Here is a 14,117-nt window from a genome sequence, read left to right as displayed (position 1 = left end):
CTTGGAAAGAATGTAGAGGGGGAGGGGCTCGGAGGGCCGGTCATGCCGGTCAGGTGCGGGAGGCCGTTGCGAGCAGCACCTCATGCGTAAGCGTCGCGGCCTTCGTCCGTCAGCGTGATGATGCGTGTGCTCCCCTGACATACGAGCCGGGAGGCATCCAGCGCGAGCAGTGCCCGGGCGGTCATGGCGTCGGTGATCGCCACACCCAGGGCGGACCGGCGCAACCTGGCGCCCATCTCGTCGGCCTGGGTGCTGGGGCAGCATGTGGTCCTCGGTCTGGGAAGCGAGAGCCAGACGGCCCGGAATTTCGCCGTACGGCCGGAACTGGTTGGGGTCACGGCTTCCGCTCGGAGACGACCCGGCACCTGCCATGAGCCGCGCTGTGGGCACGCCGTAGGCTGCGGGGCACGGAGACCGGGCACGGGGGCGGCATGCTCCGGCGCTCCCCAGGGCGCCTACACTCGTCCTTCGTTCTGGCTGCCGCCAGAGACGGCACGTACCGACTTGAAGGGCCCTCTTCGACGTGAGTTCCGCAAACCGTGCCGAGGCACCGATCTATGCAGGCCTCATAGAGGAGCGGGGCGATGTACCCGCCGAGGTACGCCGGGCCGCCGAGGAGACGCTCCGGGAGGTCGAGCAGGCGATGGACTTCAGCTCTGTGCGTGCGACGGCGATGCGCTGGTAGGCCGAGCGGTACGCGGCAAGCCGGCCTCAGGCGGCCAAGTCCTTCAGCAGGGCGGGCAGCGCCATCCCGATGGGCTCGCGTACGACCTCGTCGGCCAGTGCGTCGTAAGGCGTCGGCTCGGCATTGACGACGATCAGCCGTGCGCCGTACTCCGCGGCTGTCCCCGCCAGCGAGGCGGCCGGCTGCACCTTGAGGCTGGTGCCGACGGCCACGAACACGTCGCTCGCTTTGGCGATCGCCAAAGCCTGAGCCATCACCGCGGGGTCGAGGCGCTGCCCGAACATCACTGTGGCCGACTTGAGGATGCCCCCGCACGCACGACACGGCGGGTCTTCCTCGCCTGCCCGCACCCGCGCCAGCGTCTCCTCCATCGGAGAGCGGCTGTGGCAGCCGGTGCACACCGACGTCCGGGCCGTCCCGTGCAGTTCGAGCACCTTACGGGCGGGCAGACCGGCGAGCTGGTGCAGCCCGTCGACGTTCTGGGTCAGGACCCTGACCGGAACCCCCGAGCGTTCCAGCTCGGTGATCGCCCGGTGCGCGTCGTTCGGCCGGGCCCGCAGCGCGGGACTGTCGACGCGCATGCGCCAGGCACGGCGCCGGACGTCCGGGTCGGCCATGTAGAAGTCGTACGTGACGAGCTTTTCGGCCTCCGGATCGCGTCGCCACAGGCCGTTCGGCCCCCTGAGCGTAGGCGGCGGGACACGTCGGCGTCGACGGGATTGAGGGCCTAGCGCCCCGGGGAACCGAGGGGGATGACTCGCGCGTCGATGTCCCCGATGCGCAAGATCGAAGACGTTCTCGGGGGACCTCGGACATGACGGACGGCACGGCCACTCGGTACCTCTACCTCGCCCGGCACGGTGAGGCGTCACCGGACGAGACAGCTCTGACCGAAAACGGGCGCCGCCAAGCCGTTCTGCTCGGTGAACGGCTCCGGAGTACGCCCCTGTCCGCGATCCATCACGGTCCGCTGCCCCGGGCGGCGCAGACGGCTCGGCTGATCGGCGAGCAGCTCGTCGGCGTACCACTGCACCAGTGCGAACCGGCCGGCGACTACATCCCCTACCTGCCGCGGAAGCAGGAGCTGCCGCCGGATTCGGCCGACCGCATGCTCAGCTTCCTCGCGCAGTTTCCGGAAGGTGAGCGTGAGCGTGGTCCGGCGCTCGCCAGGGAGGCACTCGCGGCGTTCGCCGGACCGGTGGAGGGTGACGAGCCTCGTCATGAGCTGGTCGTCACCCACAACTTCCTCATCGGCTGGCTGGTACGAGCCGCCCACGACGCGCCACAGTGGCGCTGGATGGGGCTCAACCACGGCAATGCGGCTCTGACGGTCATCCGCTATGCGCCCGGCAGGCCGTCCTCCGTGCTCTTCTACAACGACATGCGGCACCTGCCCGCAGAACGGCGCTGGACCGGCTTCCCGCGTGAACTCCACATCTGAGGTACGGCCGCCCCGTTCGTAATGCGCGACTATGGATGCATGTGTGCGGCGTAACGGCTTCTCACCGAGGAGGCGACATGGGCAGGTCTGATCACTACGAGTTGGTTTTCACACACCCAGGCGCACCCGCAGCCGTTCCGGAGGCCGCGGATGTCGTGGAAGTGCACCGTACGGATCGCAGTGGGCCCGGTGGCCACCCGGTGTACGCGGACGACACCGGCATCGTCCTGGCCGAGATAAGCGACCGTGACGAAGTACGGATTCTCGCCAGTGGCGGACATCAGGATCCCGCGGCGGCGGTTCAGGTACGTCCGGCTTGATGAGCCCGTGGCTGCGAGCGGCGGTCAGAGGCCCGGCGGTCCGGGGCCTGGCAGTGGGCAGTTTTTGCTGTGGCGCGGCCGACGCGTGTGATGGAAGGGGAGTGATCCATTCTGGATCTCGCATTGCACCCCGGCAGGGTGGACCCTGCCGCGGAGTGCGGCAGGAACTGCTTCGAGGCCTTCTCCGGCATCGCGCTTCAGCCGTCTGGACATCGGCACGATCACTACGTGCATTTCATCGACCAGCCCCGCGCGCAGGAACTGCTGAATGGTCGCGGCGCCTCCGCCGAGCCGCACATCCTGCCCGTCCGCCGCTTCGAAGGCCGCAGAACGGTCTCGGGGCCGCCGTCGGTGAAGTTGAAGGTCGTGCCGCCGTCCATGGCCAGTGACGGCCGGGGGTGGTGGGTGAGGACGAAGACGCCGTGGTGAAAAGGCGGGTTGTCGCGGCCCATGGTCGTCGCGCCGACGCCGGCCTCACTGCGGGCGACGAATTTCGTCGTCGAGGCCTTCCACCCCGCCCGGACCACGCATCGTCCGCGTCGCGGCGGGCCACGGCGCTGCTGCGTGGCGCACGCGTCCGAGGTGAAATCGAACGTACGCGTCGTTCGTTTCGCTATGGATCGAGGACGGGAACACCCGACCGGACCGCGTTGTTTTGACGGGAAAGCCGGCCACCGTCTCCTTACCTGAGACGTGTCCGACACCCTCTGCCCCCGGGATGCCATGTTGACTCCCCGCCCGCTTCCCGCCGCGCTCGCAGGCGCACTCATAGCCGTGCTGGTCGGCTGTGCCACCGGGGCCACCGGTGCCGCCGATGCGGCGCAATCGCCGGGCACCACCGCGGTGGCGTCGGCGACAGTCACCGAACCGACCCTCTCCTCGTCCCCTGCCGAGCCGGTCGTGCGCAAGAGCAGCACGCGGAATGAGACGGCACTGCTGGGCATCCCCTCGATCGGCGTCAAGAACCTGCGTGTCGTCCCGTACGAGGGGACGACCGACGACTGGCCGGGTACGCGCATCCAGAACCGTGGTGTGGCCGCCAGTCCGTACGGCGACGAAGGCGGTGTCGGGCCCGGCGAGGTCGGCAACTACCTGGTCACGGCCCACCGCCTCTCCTCCGGAGGACCGCTGCGCGACCTCCCGTCCGTCGGCAAGGGCGACTCCGTATTCGTCACGTCGGGCGGCAAGGTGTACGAGTACAAGATCGCCGACACCAGGAAGACATCCTTCCGCTCCGAGCGGTCACTGGCCGAGCAGCGGGCCGCGGTCCCGGGATCGCCGGGCAAGAAGCCGACCAAGGCAATGATCACTGTCTCCACCTGTGCGACGCCGGAGGATGACGCGGCCGGGAACTTCTGGCGTGACGACAAGGGCAATCCCGAGCATCGCATCGACAAGATCGGCGTGCTGGTCTCGTCGCGGGCAGCGCCAAGCGAGTAAATAAAGCTTGTGGGTGATGGGCGACGGGCAGCCGTGTCCGTGGGACGGCCTCGGCCGTTGCTTCGGGCATGATCAAAGCAAAGAGCGTCCTCGCCGTCGCAGCCCTCGCTGCCGGCGTCACAGCACTCGCCGCCCCCACCGCGTGCGCTGCCGACTCGTCCGGCCCGTACATGCTGTCCGTCACCGATGAGCTCGACAAGCTTGGCTCGACCGCCGTGCCTGCCGACCGCCGGGCGGAAGTGCCGACCGTCACCGATCAGCTCAGGGGGCTCGGCCAACTGCACAAGCTCAACGAGCTTCAGCAGTTCACTGGCATGGTTACCCCCGTCACAGGGCTGATTCCCGCCGTCGAGTAGTACGTGCCCCCGGGCGCGCTCCGTGATGCTGCCGCAGTCGCGGCAGCGCGCCCTGCGTAGGCTTTGCGGGTTTTACGAGGACCTCAGCCTCTACTCCTACTCGGACGACGGAGAGTCGTTCACCGTTTCCGTCGAGTGAGTACGTCGCGTCGCCGGACAGGGCCGGCCTCAGGCGACCGCTACGTCGTCGCCGTCCAGGTTTCTGCGGCGGCCCACCAAGGGTCTCCCCAGCGCCAGTGCGTCGATCCAGCCCGGCGAGCCGATCGGCACATCGGCGAAGCGGCGCGCCGGCCATCACCCCGACTCGTCCGGCGCCAGGGGCCGTTCGGCAGGGGTTGCCGCTGGCTGCTCGTGTCCCGCTCCGCCCGGCCGCTCCAGCGCACCCGGCCAGGCGGCCACGCCCGCCGCCACCGCCGTCGCGGCCGCCGCGGCGAGAAAGCCCCACACCGGCCCGGAGGGCTGGTCCGCGACAACGTTGAGCATTCGCTCCGGGACCAGCTTGCCCACCAGCTCCGCCTCCACCGTCAGTGCGGGCGCTATGACCGCGCCGGTGAGGAACAGGAGGCCGCCGAGGGCCACCGAGCCGGGCATAAGGGCCCACAGCGCGTAACCGGCCGCCAGCGCGGTCAGCAGCCAGGCGAACCGGCGGACCAGCGGCGCGGCGAACTGCCTGCTGCCGTACCAGATCCCGGCCACCGCGCTGCCGATGCTCCATACGGCGATCAGCACCCCCGTCGCACTCCCGGCGGCCGCCCCGTCATGGGCCTTGGTGAACGCCGCGATCGCGACCGGCGCGCCGCCGAAGGAGAAGGCGATGCCCGCGGCACACACCAGCAGCGCGGGCAGCCCCGGCTCCCGCAGCGGCCCGAGCCCGCGCGCCCGTGCACCGGCGGAAGCCGGACGCAGTTCGCGCATCGCGCGGCCACGGACCAGCGCCAGAGTCCCGAAGCCGGTACACAGGGCCGCGCCGGCCAGCGCGGCTGCCGGACCCGCGATGCCCGCGTCGGTGCCGAGGACGGAGCCGAGCGGCCCGCCGATCAGCATGAACCCCGAGAACAGCAGCGGGCCGACCACGAAGACCAGCTCGAAGAGCGTCGACTCGGCCGCCATCGCCGCCGTACGGGCCTTACCGCGGCCGCTCTCCGCACTCGTCAGTACGGTCCACGCCGCCCGCAGCGCGGGACTGATCGCGGGGAACGCGGCACCGGACACCGCCGCGATCACGCACAGCACCGGAACCGGAAACTCCGCCAGCACCGCGGCCAGCAGACCGAGTTGGAGTGCGGCGTACACAGCGGCGTAGTACGGCAGCACCCGGCCCGCGCCGAAACGGTCGGCCAGCCGTCCGGCCATCGGCGCCGTCACCGCCGTGGCCAGCGAGGTCGACGCGCCCACCAGACCGGCCTGGCCAAAGCTGCCGGTGGTCTCTTTGACCAGCAGCAGCCAGGCGAGCACCGTGACGCCCTGGCCGAGCCGGGCCACCACCCCGCCCACCAGGAGCAGCGGCGCGCCGGGGACGCGCCAGACCGTCGCGTACTGTCCGAAGGCTGTCGCGTGGTGCTCCCGCAGGGGACGCCGCGGCCCCGGAAGTGGCGGGCGGTGGCGACGACGGCAGCTTCGACGCCGGCCGAAGCCCGTCATGTGCAGAGCTGGGTTATGGACATGAGTAAAACCATATCCATAACGACAATCATTTTCGCCAACTCCACGCCGCCGGGTCGGCTAGCGAAGCTTTGGCTGCTCTTCTTCCTCTTCTTCCTCTTCGTCCGGAAGCTTCACGTCGGAGACGGCGATGTTGACTTCGACGACTTCCAGGCCCGTCATCCACTCGACGGCGGAGACCACGTTGCCTCGCACGGCGCCGGCGACATCCGTGATCGAGACGCCGTAGTCGACGACGATTTCCAGATCGATCGCCGTCTGCTTCTCGCCCACTTCGACCTTGACTCCCCGCGATACGGACTTTCCGGTGCCGGGCACGCGTTCCCGTGCGGCTCCGAAGGCGCGGGAGATCCCGCTTCCCATCGCGTGGACGCCTGTCACATCGCGGGCTGCCATGCCGGCGATTTTTTCGACCACACCGTCGGCGATGGTGGTCCGGCCCCGGGCGCTGGGACCGTTCTGCTGTCCGGTTTCGGTCATAGCTCGTTCCTTTCCAAGGAGAGGAGCCTGCTACCCGTCCCTCCACGTTAGGCACGTGACACCGTGCCGCGCAGCCTGGGCGCGATCTGAAAGCAGGGGCCCCCGGTCGTCAGGAACCGGGGACCCCTGCGCTAGGGGGGTGGGGGCGCGCCGGCGCCGGGTCGCGCGGTCACACCTTGCGTACGGTCGCGCCGGCTGTGGTCAGTGCGTCGGTCTCGTCGTCCGAGGCGGCGTCGTCGGTGACGACGAGGTGCAGGGCGGAGACAGGGGCGACGAAGGCGAGAGCGGTACGGGAGAGCTTGGTGGCTTCCGCGACGGCGATGACGCGGCGGGCCGAAGCGATCGCGGCGCGCTTGACGGCGGCGTCGTCCAGGTCGTACGCGGTCAGTCCGTCCGTCGCGTTCAGCCCGCAGCAGCCGATGACGGCGGTGTCGAACCGCAGGGCGGCCAGCGACGCCGTGGTCAGCGGGCCGGTCAGCGCCAGCTCGCCCGGCCGCGGTCGCCCGCCCGGCACCAGCAGCGTCAAGTGCGGCGCCGCGGTCAGCGCGTTGGCTCCGTGGAGGGACAGCGGCATCACGGTCAGGCGGCGGTGTTCCAGCGCGCGGGCCACTTCCAGGCAGGTGGTGCCGCTGTCGAGGACGACGGACTCGCCGTCGGAGATGAGTGCGGCGACCGCGGCGGCGATGCGCTGCTTGGTCTCCAGCCCCTCCCGTGCCCGCAGTGCGAAGGGCGGTTCATCGCCGTACCGCAGCAGACTTCTGGCTCCTCCGCGGTAGCGCTCCAGGACTCCCTGGTCGGCCAGGGCCTCCAGATCGCGGCGGATGGTCATCTCCGAAGCGCCGGTGAGTTCGGCCAGCTCCGCGACGCCCATGCGGCCCGCCTCGCGCACGGCATCGGTGATCTGCCTCCATCGGTCTGTGCTTGCCATGCCCTCATTGAACATAAGTTGCGTTTGAAATGCAACCTTACGAACATTTACTTTGTTCGTTATGTTCGTAGGCATGGAAAAAACACTGCGGGCAGGCCGTCTGGCCACCTTTGCCTATTTCGCCCTGAACGGCTTTCTCATGGGGATGTGGATCATCCACATCCCTGCCATCGAGCACCGTGCCGGGACGAGCCACGCCGTGCTCGGCTGGCTCCTGCTGCTGCTCGGCGCGGGAGCCTTCGCGGGCATGCGGATCGTCGGCCCGCTCGCCGACCGCTCCGGCGCCCGCATCGTCGTACCGGTCAGCGCGGCACTGTGCAGTGCCGCCCTCGTCCTCCCGGGCCTGGCCACGAACGCCTGGACGCTGGGTGCGGCGCTGCTGGTGCTCGGCTTCGGCAACGGCTGTCTGGACGTCAGCATGAACGCCCATGCCGTTCAGGTGGAGCGCGGCTACGAGCGACCCGTCATGTCCGCCTTCCACGCCACCTTCTCCATCGGCGGCGTCCTGGCCGCTCTCGTCGGCGCACGCACACTGAGCTGGGGTTCAAGTCCTGCGCTGTCCCTCGGCGCGGTGGCGCTGTTCGGCGTCTTCGTGGCCGTGCTCGCCGCCCCCGCGCTGCTGCGTCCCGAACCTGCCCGCACCGAGGAGGTCTCCGCTGCCGCGGCGAAGGCCCGCCGCGGCACACCCCGCCGCATCTGGGTACTGGCCGCTCTCGCCCTGATGCTCATGCTCTGCGAAGGCGTGGCCAACGACTGGAGCGCGCTCCATCTGCGGGACGTCCTGGACGCGTCCGCCGCCACGGCCGCCCTCGCGTACGGAGCCTTTGCCACGGCCATGACCATCGGCCGCCTGCTTGCCGACCGGGTGGCCGCGCGCTTCGGCCCGGTGGCCATCGTCCGGTACGGCGCGTCCCTGGCCGCACTCGGTCTGACGCTGGCGGCGCTGTCTCCCTGGATTCCGCTGGCGCTCGTCGGCTGGACCCTGTTCGGGACCGGGCTGTCCGGCTGCATTCCGCAGCTCTTCAGTGCTGCGGGCCACGCAGACCCGGACGCCGCCGGAGCCAACGTTTCCCGGGTCGCCGGCCTCGGTTACCTCGGCATGCTCGCCGGGCCCGCGATCATCGGACCGCTCACCCACTTCGTCCCGCTCAACCTCACGTTCCTTCTGCCCGTGGCGTTCTGTGTCGTCGCCGCCTGCGCGGCCGGCATCCTGCGGTCCCGGCACAACGCCCCGACCCCGCTCGAGGCTGAGGTCGTATGACCGGCCTCCCAATGCTCTGATCCGTCCAGATCAGCCGCAGCAGCCGCCCCCGGACCGGCAGCCGCACGCGTCCGCCTCGCCTTTGAGGACCGTCGCGGTGGCCGGTGCGGCGCAGCAGCCCTCACCGCGCCAGGCGTCGAAGCCCTCCTTGACCGCGATGACGGCGATGACGAGGGCGGCGATCGGATCGGCCCACGTCCAGCCGAGGGTGGCGTTGAGAACCAGGCCCACGAGGAGGACGGCGGACAGGTAGGTGCACAGCAGGGTCTGCTTGGAATCGGCGACGGCGGAGGCCGAACCCAGCTGCCGCCCGGCCTTGCGCTGGGCGGCGGAGAGGAACGGCATCACGGCCAGGGACAGGGCCGCCAGCACGATGCCGGGTATGGAGCGGTCGGCCTCGCCGGTGCCGGCCAGTGCGCGGACGGCGTCGACACCGACGTACGCGGCGAGCGCGAAGAACGAGACCGCGATGATGCGCAGAGTCGTCTTCTCGCGGGCCTGGCGGACGGCGTGATCGCGGGCCGAGAACTGCCAGGCGACCGCCGTGGCGGAGGAAACCTCGATGACCGAGTCCAGGCCGAAACCGACCAGCACGGTGGAGGAGGCGATCGTACCCGCGGTGATCGCGACGACGGCCTCGATGACGTTGTAGGTGATGGTCGCCGCGACCAACAGACGTATCCGGCGCGCCAATACCTCGCGGCGAGCGGGGGCCGGCTCCGCGTCGAGGGGTGTCCCGGCGCTCATCAGCAGCAGCCCCGCTCTGCCGCGTCCGGGCAGGTACGGTCCGCCTCGACCGCCAGCACTGTGGTCCGCAAGGCGTCCAGCGCGTGTCCCAAGCGCTCGTCCGCCAGCTCGTAGCGCGTGCGGCGGCCGACGGGCACAGCCACGACCAGGCCGCAGTCCCGCAGACAGGCAAGGTGGTTCGACAGCCTTGTGCGGGAGATGTCCAGGGCGTCGGCGAGGTCGGCGGGATGGGCCGGGGCCTCGCGCAGGGCGAGCAGGATCCGGCAGCGGATGGGGTCGGCGAGCGCGCGGCCGAACCGCGCCAGCACTTCGATGTCGTCAGCGAGAGTCAGCACCCTCTGAAAGTACACGAACACCTGAATTCAGTCGATCGTGAATCGTGGCCGGTCCGTGCCGTTGGCGGCTGACGCCGTTAGCCGAGCACGCCTCACATTTCGTCATGCCCCGGACGGACACCGCCTCCTCCGCCGGTCGCACCTCGCGATGCCTCCGGGATGATCCCTGCGCCGACAGGCAACGGACCGCTCGTTCCCAGCCTCTTCGGGCCCGAGGCCGACAGCCGGCCATCAGGAGGGGACACATCTTGGGTACGAGCCATGTGAGACATGGGGCAGTGGCCCTCACCGCGATAGGGGCCGTACTGGCCCCCGTGTCACCGGTGTTCGCGGCCGACACACCCCGGGCCGACCTGCGGGCCGACGTGAACCGGGACGGACGGGTGGACGCCACCGGCGCGACGGACACCGCCGGTGAGGACAGCTGGTCCCCCCGCAGAGGGGCCGTCTTCCTGCCCAACATCGACGACGACACCAAGCGGTGCGCGGTCAAAGGCCCGAACGGCAGGCCGCTGCCCGATGCCAAGCTCGCCGCGTGCAACGACGCGGCCGACACCAAGGTCAACGGCTCCGGCGACGCGGCCGACCTGGCCCGCGTCCGGTCCGTACCCATGACGAAACTGCCCGCGACGGCGACCGGCACGCTGAAGGCCGTGGCCGGTGGCACCAAGACGCGGGTCTTCGTCAAACGCTCCTCCGGCTGGACCTGGGTAACGGCCGGGACCCGTCTGTCCGCCGCCGAGCTCCGCTCAGGTGTGGAGTTCGGGGTCGAGGGCACGGACGTGATACGCGACAGCGCGGTCTGGGACGGCCGCGCCGTGATACGCCTGACGGTGACCTCCGGCGGGAACAGCACGTCGGACGACGTGACTCTGCGGGTCGCCCCGCTGCTCACCCACCACCACCTGCAGAATGCCCAGCAGTTGATGGTCACCAAGGTGCGGGGGACAGACGATTACGCGCGCCGGCAGCAGGCGTTCGTCAACGGCCTCGCGGCCGAGGTCAAGTCGGCCGGGATCAACAAGCCGCTGCTGACCTTCGACAAGTACGACGACATCTGGGCGCAGGACTTCGTCGAACCCGGCTACGTCAGCATGGCCGGTCCCGGCGGGAGGCGGCAGGCGATGCGCGTCATGCTGCGCTCCGCGCAGCCGGACCGCGCGGCCGGCCGGGAGCTGTTCGAGAAGCTGCGCGGCGACGGCGTGGGTGTGGTGCAGGTGTCCGGGGTGCGTGACTCGGAGGAGGCGACCCTCAACTCGATGGGGAACCTGGAAACCATCCCCCCGTACGCGCACGGCGGCCGGTCCTTCCCGGCCGGGCGCATCATCATGGGGGAGCGCAAGGACAACGGCTCCAAGCCCGCGAAGGCGATGCGTACGCTCCTGAAGTCCCAGGGCTTCCAGGACCCGCTGCTCCTCGACACCTCGTGGCTGCACGTGGGCCACGTGGACGAGTTCGTCCAGTTCCTCCCGGCGGACACCCCGCGCGGCTGGAAGATCGGAATCGCCGATCCCGAAGCGGGGCTGCGGCTGCTGCGCGAGGCGCAGGAGGCCGGCCACGGCAGGACGCGGATGTTCTCGGTGCCGGGCAGCTCGGGTATGCCGGCTCCCAAGGAGACCATCGACCAGGCGCTCGCATCGAGGTGGCTGGTGTCCGACAACACCATGGCCGCGAAGCGGATCAAGGCGAATCTGGAGGTGCTCCAGCGCGAGACGGGCGCGACCGACGCCGAGGTCGTACGGGTGCCCGCCCTGTACACCCGCGGTACGGAAGAGGGCGAGCGCGGCGAGCGCATGCCACGGCTGACGCGGATGGGCGCGGGCAAGGTGCCGGACGTAGTCCGCGAGTACGGGCAGCAGAAGGAGCTCGCGCGCCACACCGACCGCGCCGGTGCCGCCCCGGAAACAGTCATGACCAGCGCCTACGTCCCCGGTGCGGTCAACGGGATCGTGCTCGGCGGGGGCCGCTACCTGGCCCCGCGGCAATGGGGTCCCGTCATCGGGGGCAAGGACATATTCACGTCCGCCGTGAACGCCGCGTACGCCGGGGCCGGCATGAAGGTGTCGTACCTCGACGACTGGTACACGTATCACCTCGGCCAGGGCGAGGTGCACTGCGGCACGAACACCCTGCGCGATGCCTCCGGCGCCTGGTGGAAGCAGTAGCTCCGACCGGCTGACCATTCGGACGCACCATGGCTCTGTACGGCCGTCGGGTGCGGCCGCCCGCCTGTCCGGGAGGGCGGCCGCACCCGTCGGTCCACTGGGCAAGTGCGCAGGTTTGACCTGGTGGTGGCGGGGGACCAGCTGGGTAGAGAAACCGTTCTGCGAGATCGGCGGACACCATGATCGTCCTCGGAATCATTCTGCTCATCATCGGCTTGGTAGCCGACATCGGCATCCTTTGGACCATCGGGATCATTCTCGTCGCCATCGGAGCCGTCCTCTGGATCCTCGGATCGCTGGGGCGGGCGGTCGGTGGGCGACGTCACTACTGGTGAGGCACGGGTGCCCCGGTCCGCCGGGGCACCCACCCCTGCGCGCGGCCGGGGCACCCGTTCGGCGGCACGCCGGAGGCAGCGGGAGCGCTTGCGGGTACTCGACGGGACATGCCCCTGAAATCCGGTACGCCTCATGAGGGCGGCCCGCAGCACGGAAATCGGTTCGAGCGACTTCAGCGACGACTGCGGGACTCGGTGGTCGGGCTTACCTGGAACCGTGGGCGCGAGGTGGAGCTCATGCACCGTGCCATGGGCTTCGCGGCGCTGAGTTTCCTCACGCTCGTGCCCCTGCTGGTCGTCGTCGCCGCGGCCGACCTCGCGAGCGGGCAGGGCTTCGCCCGATGGCTGGTGGCGGGGCTCGGCGTGTCCGAGGTGTCACAGGCGGAGGTCGAGGAGCTGTTCGGCCGGCCGGGCCAGGCATTGCAGCGAACCACGGCATTCGGTCTCGCCGCGCTGGCCACGTTCGGCGTCACGTTCGGATCCGCCGTACAGAGCGGGTACGAACGCATCTGGTCCCTGCCGACCGCCCGATGGCACACGATGTGGCGCCATGTGGTCTGGCTGGCGCTGCTGGTCGCCGCCCTCCTGATCTTCGTCAAGACACCTGCTCCGGAACAGTCGTCCGCCCTCGTGACCACGCTTGTGGCCGGGGGCGATGTCATCGGCCTGTTCTTCTTCTTCTGGTGTTCGCAGCGACTGCTGCTGGGCGGCCGGATCCGGTGGCGTGCGCTGGCGCCGGGGGCCGCCCTGACGGCTGTGGGGCTGTTGGGCCTGCGGATCTTCTCGCAGTACGTCTTCTCGCCGCTGATCGCGTCGAACGCGGTGACGTACGGCCCGTTCGGGACGGTCCTGGTCCTGCAGTCCTGGCTGGTGGGAGTGGGATTCGTGGTGTACGGCGGGGCGCTGGCCGGGCGGCTCCTCCACGAGTGGGAGGCCCGGCGCAGCCTGAGCCCGACCCTGAGAGGGACGAACCGACGGTGGCGGTAGGCGGGTGGCGTCGGGCGCCGTACCCGACTGTCCGACTACGGATTTCCCCGCGTCGCCGTGCTGTGCCGACGGAGGTTTTCGGTCAGCAGTGCGGTGGCCTCGCCGACACCGATTCCGCCGCCGGTGGCGTGGGCGGCGGGGAGGCGTCCGTCCGTGGATTTGAGTTCGGTCATGGCCTCCTCCATCGCGCGGTGTGCGGCAAACAGGCACGGCGTGCTGTAGATCGCCACGTCGACGCCGAGCGCCGCCAGTTCGGAGAGCGACAACCGCGGTGACTTTCCGCCGGCGATCTGGTTGAACAGCAGCGGTTTGTTGCTGATGACTTCACGGATCCGGCGGATCGCCTCGGCACTGCGCACCCCGTCGACCAGCACCACGTCCGCGTCGGTCGCCGCCAGGGCTTTCGCGCGGTTCAGGATGTCCTCGTCGTCGGTGGCATCAGTCCGTGCGACGACGACCAGGTCGGTCCGGCTCGCGAGTACCTGGTGCAGTTTGTCGAGGTACTCCTCCAGCGGCAGGATCTGCTTGCCGTCGGTGTGGCCGCAGCGGCGTGGGCGCTTCTGGTCCTCAAGGATCACTCCGGAGATCCCCGACCGCTCCAGGCGCCGCACCACGTGACAGGCCAGTTCCGGGTCGGCGTAGCCGTCGTCGATGTCCACGAGCAGGTGGTGCCGCGGAAACGCGCCGCGCAGCCGTTCGGCGAAGGCCACCATGTCCGGCCAGGCGATGAACCCGATGTCGGGAAGCCCGTAGTAGGAGGCGGCGAAGCCGAAACCGGATACGAAGAGACCGTTGTAGTGCCCCGCGGCGAGGGATGCGGAGTACATGTCGTACACGCCGATGAGAGGTGTCGTCCCGGCGGAGGCGATCTCGTCGCGCAAGGCCTGTCCGTACAGCATGGGCTGGCTGGCTCCTGACGGTGGCGGGGAGGCCCGCGGGCGGGCATACGTTGATCACGCGGGATGATCAACGCGG

18 protein-coding genes and 1 pseudogene are annotated in these 14,117 nt (G+C 69.9%); 10 read left to right on the top strand and 9 right to left on the bottom strand.

Features of this window, described 5'->3' with window-relative positions:
* Positions 1–80 precede the first annotated feature (80 nt).
* Positions 81–203: a hypothetical protein gene (locus tag J7E96_RS38165; RefSeq protein WP_285439450.1), complete on the bottom strand. Its 123-nt coding sequence runs from the start codon at positions 201–203 to the stop codon at positions 81–83.
* A 320-nt stretch (positions 204–523) separates the two neighbouring features.
* On the opposite strand from J7E96_RS38165, the gene J7E96_RS13635 reads away from it, so the two are divergent.
* A complete protein-coding gene (locus J7E96_RS13635) occupies positions 524–685 on the top strand; it encodes a hypothetical protein (RefSeq protein ID WP_215130928.1) in 162 nt (53 codons plus the stop codon).
* 26 nt (positions 686–711) lie between these two features.
* On the opposite strand, the pseudogene J7E96_RS13630 reads toward J7E96_RS13635, so the two are convergent.
* Positions 712–1,377: pseudogene (locus J7E96_RS13630) on the bottom strand (NAD-dependent deacetylase); the annotation flags it as partial.
* A gap of 122 nt (positions 1,378–1,499) precedes the next feature.
* Here J7E96_RS13630 and J7E96_RS13625 point away from each other — a divergent pair.
* On the top strand, positions 1,500–2,126 hold the full coding sequence (locus J7E96_RS13625) for a histidine phosphatase family protein (RefSeq protein ID WP_215130924.1): 627 nt from the start codon (positions 1,500–1,502) through the stop codon (positions 2,124–2,126).
* A gap of 77 nt (positions 2,127–2,203) precedes the next feature.
* A complete protein-coding gene (locus J7E96_RS13620) occupies positions 2,204–2,446 on the top strand; it encodes a DUF6296 family protein (protein ID WP_215130922.1) in 243 nt (80 codons plus the stop codon).
* Positions 2,447–2,470: 24 nt separating this feature from the next.
* On the opposite strand, the gene J7E96_RS38765 is transcribed toward J7E96_RS13620, so the two are convergent.
* A complete protein-coding gene (locus tag J7E96_RS38765) occupies positions 2,471–2,743 on the bottom strand; it encodes a dihydrofolate reductase family protein (protein ID WP_374196666.1) in 273 nt (90 codons plus the stop codon).
* Here J7E96_RS38765 and J7E96_RS38760 point away from each other — a divergent pair.
* The 3 genes from J7E96_RS38760 (at position 2,675) to J7E96_RS13605 (ending at position 4,242) form a co-directional block, all read left to right on the top strand.
* Positions 2,675–2,875 (top strand): hypothetical protein, encoded by a 201-nt coding sequence (locus J7E96_RS38760; RefSeq protein ID WP_374196678.1) that lies wholly within the window; start codon positions 2,675–2,677, stop codon positions 2,873–2,875. The two genes, J7E96_RS38765 and J7E96_RS38760, sit on opposite strands and share 69 nt — an antisense overlap.
* A gap of 294 nt (positions 2,876–3,169) precedes the next feature.
* Complete coding sequence (locus J7E96_RS13610; protein ID WP_215130920.1) at positions 3,170–3,886, top strand: sortase domain-bontaining protein; 717 nt, start codon at positions 3,170–3,172, stop codon at positions 3,884–3,886.
* 68 nt (positions 3,887–3,954) lie between these two features.
* Positions 3,955–4,242: a hypothetical protein gene (locus J7E96_RS13605; protein WP_215130918.1), complete on the top strand. Its 288-nt coding sequence runs from the start codon at positions 3,955–3,957 to the stop codon at positions 4,240–4,242.
* Between the two features lie 294 nt (positions 4,243–4,536).
* Here the strand turns inward: J7E96_RS13605 and J7E96_RS13600 are convergent, their stop codons facing one another.
* The 3 genes from J7E96_RS13600 to J7E96_RS13590 all read right to left on the bottom strand — a co-directional run bounded on the left by J7E96_RS13600 (position 4,537) and on the right by J7E96_RS13590 (position 7,312).
* Entirely contained in the window at positions 4,537–5,883 is a 1,347-nt protein-coding gene (locus J7E96_RS13600; protein ID WP_215130916.1) for an MFS transporter, read from the bottom strand.
* Between the two features lie 81 nt (positions 5,884–5,964).
* On the bottom strand, positions 5,965–6,384 hold the full coding sequence (locus J7E96_RS13595; RefSeq protein WP_215130914.1) for an Asp23/Gls24 family envelope stress response protein: 420 nt from the start codon (positions 6,382–6,384) through the stop codon (positions 5,965–5,967).
* A gap of 169 nt (positions 6,385–6,553) precedes the next feature.
* Positions 6,554–7,312 carry a DeoR/GlpR family DNA-binding transcription regulator gene (locus tag J7E96_RS13590; RefSeq protein ID WP_215130912.1) on the bottom strand — a complete coding sequence of 253 codons (759 nt, stop codon included), beginning with the start codon at positions 7,310–7,312 and terminating at the stop codon, positions 6,554–6,556.
* 73 nt (positions 7,313–7,385) lie between these two features.
* Between J7E96_RS13590 and J7E96_RS13585 the strand changes: the two genes are divergently transcribed.
* Entirely contained in the window at positions 7,386–8,573 is a 1,188-nt protein-coding gene (locus tag J7E96_RS13585) for an MFS transporter (RefSeq protein WP_215130910.1), read from the top strand.
* A gap of 30 nt (positions 8,574–8,603) precedes the next feature.
* Here J7E96_RS13585 and J7E96_RS13580 read toward each other — a convergent pair whose 3' ends face one another.
* Together J7E96_RS13580 and J7E96_RS13575 are read right to left on the bottom strand one after the other, a co-directional pair.
* Complete coding sequence (locus J7E96_RS13580) at positions 8,604–9,320, bottom strand: cation transporter (protein ID WP_215130908.1); 717 nt, start codon at positions 9,318–9,320, stop codon at positions 8,604–8,606.
* Positions 9,320–9,655, bottom strand: coding sequence for a helix-turn-helix transcriptional regulator (locus tag J7E96_RS13575; protein WP_215130906.1), 336 nt, complete (start codon positions 9,653–9,655; stop codon positions 9,320–9,322). The genes J7E96_RS13580 and J7E96_RS13575 overlap by 1 nt, the downstream gene beginning before the upstream one ends.
* A gap of 278 nt (positions 9,656–9,933) precedes the next feature.
* On the opposite strand from J7E96_RS13575, the gene J7E96_RS13570 reads away from it, so the two are divergent.
* The 3 genes from J7E96_RS13570 to J7E96_RS13560 all read left to right on the top strand — a co-directional run bounded on the left by J7E96_RS13570 (position 9,934) and on the right by J7E96_RS13560 (position 13,142).
* Positions 9,934–11,820, top strand: a complete 1,887-nt coding sequence (locus tag J7E96_RS13570; RefSeq protein WP_308295935.1) for a protein-arginine deiminase domain-containing protein — start codon at positions 9,934–9,936, stop codon at positions 11,818–11,820.
* A gap of 179 nt (positions 11,821–11,999) precedes the next feature.
* Positions 12,000–12,155, top strand: a complete 156-nt coding sequence (locus J7E96_RS13565) for a DUF6131 family protein (protein ID WP_214967764.1) — start codon at positions 12,000–12,002, stop codon at positions 12,153–12,155.
* Positions 12,156–12,263: 108 nt separating this feature from the next.
* Positions 12,264–13,142 carry a YhjD/YihY/BrkB family envelope integrity protein gene (locus tag J7E96_RS13560; protein WP_215130901.1) on the top strand — a complete coding sequence of 293 codons (879 nt, stop codon included), beginning with the start codon at positions 12,264–12,266 and terminating at the stop codon, positions 13,140–13,142.
* A gap of 35 nt (positions 13,143–13,177) precedes the next feature.
* On the opposite strand, the gene J7E96_RS13555 is transcribed toward J7E96_RS13560, so the two are convergent.
* Complete coding sequence (locus tag J7E96_RS13555) at positions 13,178–14,041, bottom strand: oxaloacetate decarboxylase (protein ID WP_215130899.1); 864 nt, start codon at positions 14,039–14,041, stop codon at positions 13,178–13,180.
* Between the last annotated feature and the right edge of the window lie 76 nt (positions 14,042–14,117).

It is taken from the genome of Streptomyces sp. ISL-96 (genome assembly GCF_018614035.1).
Lineage (GTDB): Bacteria > Actinomycetota > Actinomycetes > Streptomycetales > Streptomycetaceae > Streptomyces.
This window is presented reverse-complemented; position numbering and strand designations above follow the sequence as displayed.